This window comes from Candidatus Schekmanbacteria bacterium, from assembly GCA_003695725.1.
Taxonomy (GTDB): Bacteria; Schekmanbacteria; GWA2-38-11; order GWA2-38-11; family J061; genus J061.
On the sequence record RFHX01000365.1, the window covers coordinates 1 to 4,143 of the forward strand.

A 4,143-nucleotide genomic window follows, 5' to 3' on the forward strand; every position below is an offset into this window, starting at 1 on the left:
GTTAATAAGCCGCCTGCCGCTGCACAGCCTGTAAAAACGACAGCGTTGAATCAGAAAAATCAGCTTAGTAGACGCCAGGAATTGCTTTTAGCTTGTTTGTTGGCAAAACCTGAAGCAATATCTGAAACTAATGATAATTTTCCAGCTGAATTTTGGTCTGATGATTTAGAAAAAAATCTTTACAATGAATATATTGGTAATTATTTTTAAATTAAGATGGTTTCATAGCTTTAAAATAAATAATTTAATCTATAAGGGGCTAAAAATGTTTAAGAATATACTAATCCCACTCGACCGTTCGCCATACAGTGATATTTGTCTTAAGTATGCAATATGGTTAGCCAAACAATTTAAAGCAAAACTCTTTGGACAACATGTTGTTGACCTCGTTGCCCTTGAAGGACCTATTGTGCATGATATATCAGGCGCAATGGGATTTGAACCATATGTAAATCTTTCAGACAAGATGAAGGAAGTGCTTTCTTCAAGAGGAAGTGAAATTCTTGAAGAGTTTGCTGAGAAATGCAGGGATAACGGTATCCCTTATGAGACATATCTCGATACGGGAATAGTTTCTAATGAAATATGCAGCAGGGCAAAAACAGCAGATATTATTGTTTTGGCACAAAAGGGGTTGAATGCAAAATTTGATAAAGGATTGCTTGGGTCAATAAGTGATGCGGTCATAAGAAAATCCCAAAAGCCGATTTTTCTGACTCCTGCTGAATATAGGGAAATTAAACGAATCCTCCTTTGCTTTGATGGGAGCAATTACGCCAGTTTGGCAATGCAGACGGCAGCTGAGTTTGCCATTGCAATTGGAGCGGAAATGCACATTTTGACAGTAGGCAAAGACGAAGATGAGGGTAAAAAGAAGCTTGAAGAAGCAAAAAAGTATCTTGATTCTTATGAAATAAAAGCTATTTTTTCATTTATAGAAGGCAATGCCCATGAAGTAATAGTCGAATTTTCAGAAAAGGAAGAAATTGATTTGGTTTTTATGGGTGCATATGGACACAGCAGAATAATAGAAATGGTTTTAGGCAGTACTACGGAATATGTATTGCGGAATATTAAATGTCCGGTCATAATCAGAAGGTGAAGATGAGGGCAGAAAGGAGGAGATGGCAATATGCAATTTAATAAGTTTACAGTTAAAGCGCGAGAGGCAATTGAAAATTCAAGAATAATAGCGGAGAAGAATGACCATCAGCAGATAGATGTTGAACATCTGCTATTGGCTCTTTTGGAACAAAAAGAGGGTATAGTTACTCCAATATTGCAAAAACTTGGAGCTGACAAGAATCAAATTATAATGAATGTAGATGAGGAGATTAAGAAAATCCCTAAAGTTTATGGAGAGGGACGGCAGATTTATATTTCTCCAAGATTGGAAAGGGTGCTGAGCAATTCATTTGCAGAAGCAAGCAGGTTAAAGGATGAATATGTAAGCACAGAGCATATATTGATTGCCATTGCCGATGAAAAGGGTGGAGCGGCTTCAAGGGTTTTGTCTCAGGCAGGCGTAACTAAAGATGCCATTTTTAGTGTGCTGAAAGAGATACGAGGCACTCAGAGAATTACTGACGAAAATCCGGAAGAGAAATATGAAGCTTTGAAAAAATATGGCAGAGATTTGACTGAACTTGCCGCCAAAGGCAAACTTGACCCTGTAATAGGCAGAGATGACGAAATTAGAAGGGTGATGCAGGTTCTATCAAGAAGGACAAAAAACAATCCAGTCCTCATTGGTGAGCCCGGCGTAGGTAAAACTGCAATTGTGGAAGGACTTGCAAGAAGAATTGTTGAAGGTGATGTGCCTGAGGGGTTAAAAAATAAATCGCTTGTTGCGCTCGATATGGGAGCATTGATTGCAGGAGCGAAATATAGAGGTGAATTTGAAGACCGACTGAAGGCATTTTTGAATGAGATAACAGAATCAGAGGGGAAAATAATTCTCTTTATAGATGAGTTGCATACTCTTGTTGGTGCAGGTGCGGCAGAAGGTGCTATGGATGCAGCAAATATGTTGAAACCTGCACTTGCTCGAGGAGAATTGAGATGCATAGGTGCAACAACCCTAGATGAATATAGAAAATATATCGAAAAGGATGCCGCCCTTGAAAGAAGATTTCAGCCAGTCTATACGAGTGAGCCAACCGTGGAGGATACAATTGGGATACTTAGAGGATTAAAGGAAAAATATGAAGTCCATCATGGTGTAAAAATAAAGGATTCTGCAATCATAGCGGCAGCAACCTTATCTAATAGATATATAACGGATCGCTTTCTGCCTGATAAAGCTATCGATTTAATAGATGAGGCGGCATCGAGACTTAGAATTGAAATAGACAGTATGCCTACAGAGATTGATGAGATTACAAGGAAAATTACACAAATGGAAATAGAGCGCGAAGCGTTGAAGAAGGAAAAAGATGATAGTTCAAAAGAGCAGCTTGAAAAATTGGAAAAAGAACTTGCTGATTTAAAGGAAAAACTAGATTCAATGCAAGTTCATTGGGAAAATGAGAAGCAGAAGATACAAAGAATAAGGACACTCAAAGAACAAATTGAAAATGTAAAAGCAGAAGCGGAATCTGCTCAGAGAGAGGGAAATTTGGAGAAAGCTGCTCAACTTCTCTATGATGAACTTAAAAAATTGGAATCAGAACTTGAAGAAGCAAACAAAGAGCTTGCAAGATTACAGGCAGAGGAAAAATTTCTTAAAGAAGAGGTTGATGAAGAAGATATAGCTGAGGTTGTTTCTAAATGGACGGGAATACCTGTTTCAAAGATGCTTGAAGGAGAGAAGGAAAAGCTTCTTCGAATGGAAGATAAAATCAGGGAAAGAGTCGTTGGACAGGATGATGCTGTTGATGCCGTATGCCGTGCAGTAAGAAGGTCACGGGCAGGATTGCAGGATGCAAAGCGGCCTATTGGTTCATTTATATTCTTGGGACCTACAGGTGTAGGAAAAACCGAGCTTGCTCGTGCTTTAGCCGAGTTTCTCTTTGACGATGAGCAGAATATGGTGCGTATTGATATGTCGGAATATATGGAGAGACATTCAGTTTCTCGGCTAATAGGTGCTCCCCCGGGATATGTGGGTTATGAAGAGGGCGGAGCTTTGACAGAAGCAGTAAGGAGGCGCCCTTATTCTGTTATCCTATTTGATGAAATTGAAAAAGCCCATCAAGATGTTTTCAATATTCTTCTACAGCTATTAGATGATGGAAGACTTACTGATGGTCACGGAAAGACAGTTGATTTTACCAATACTGTCGTTATTATGACTTCAAATATTGGGAGTCAATTTATAACAGGGATGAATGAATCAAATTATGAAGAAATAGCATATAAGGTACGTGATTCTTTAAAAGATTATTTCAAGCCGGAATTTCTAAACAGAATTGATGAGATAATTGTATTTCATCCATTGAGCCGTGAACATATTGAAAAGATAGTGCATATCCAGATTAATAATCTTAAAAAATATCTGAGTGAAAGAAAGATAGACATAGAGCTGACAGATGAGGCGGTGCAATATCTTGCTCAAAAAGGATATAGTGAAGCATTTGGTGCAAGACCACTTAAACGATTGATTCAGAGAGAAATTCAGGATGTCCTTGCCCTTAAAATTTTGGAAGGGGAATTTTCTGAAGGAGACAAGATTGTCGTAGATGTCGATGGTAAAAAGGATGAATTGACATTCAGGGAAATGATGATTCAATGAAATAAGATAAAGATGATTGTTTAATAATAAAAAAGTTTTAAAAACATATTGAAAAAGGAGATTATAATATTATTGTATTTCTATTAAATTGAATGTTTTTTCAATTTTTTAGAAAGGAGTAGAATATGAAAGAAGAAGAAATTGGTGTTGTGGATAATTATTTTAATAAAGTTGGTGTAGCGGCAATAAAAATTACATCAGGGACATTATCCATAGGAGACAAAATCAGGTTTTTGGGAAACACAACCGATTTTGAACAAACAGTAGAATCTATGCAGATTGAGCATCAACCTGTTGAGAAGGTTTCAGCAGGTGATATGGTTGGTATAAAGACAACGGATAGGGTGAGAAAACTTGACAAAGTTTTAAAGATATCAGAGTAAATACCTTGTTGATTTAATTTTTGAAAA

The 4,143-nt window shown here is 37.3% G+C and carries 4 protein-coding genes; all 4 read left to right on the top strand.

Annotated features, from left to right (window positions below; all coding sequences use genetic code 11):
* A partial coding sequence (locus D6734_13130; protein RMF92043.1) for a hypothetical protein occupies nt 1–210 on the top strand: 210 nt, incomplete at its 5' end.
* The gene (locus tag D6734_13135) at nt 185–1,102 is read left to right on the top strand and encodes a universal stress protein (GenBank protein RMF92044.1); all 918 of its coding nucleotides are present in this window, start codon (nt 185–187) and stop codon (nt 1,100–1,102) included. The genes D6734_13130 and D6734_13135, both read left to right, overlap by 26 nt.
* Before the next feature lie 30 nt (nt 1,103–1,132).
* Nucleotides 1,133–3,733 carry an ATP-dependent chaperone ClpB gene (gene clpB / locus D6734_13140; protein RMF92045.1) on the top strand — a complete coding sequence of 867 codons (2,601 nt, stop codon included), beginning with the start codon at nt 1,133–1,135 and terminating at the stop codon, nt 3,731–3,733.
* A 125-nt stretch (nt 3,734–3,858) separates the two neighbouring features.
* Entirely contained in the window at nt 3,859–4,116 is a 258-nt protein-coding gene (locus tag D6734_13145) for a translation elongation factor-like protein (protein RMF92046.1), read from the top strand.
* Nucleotides 4,117–4,143: the final 27 nt, after the last annotated feature.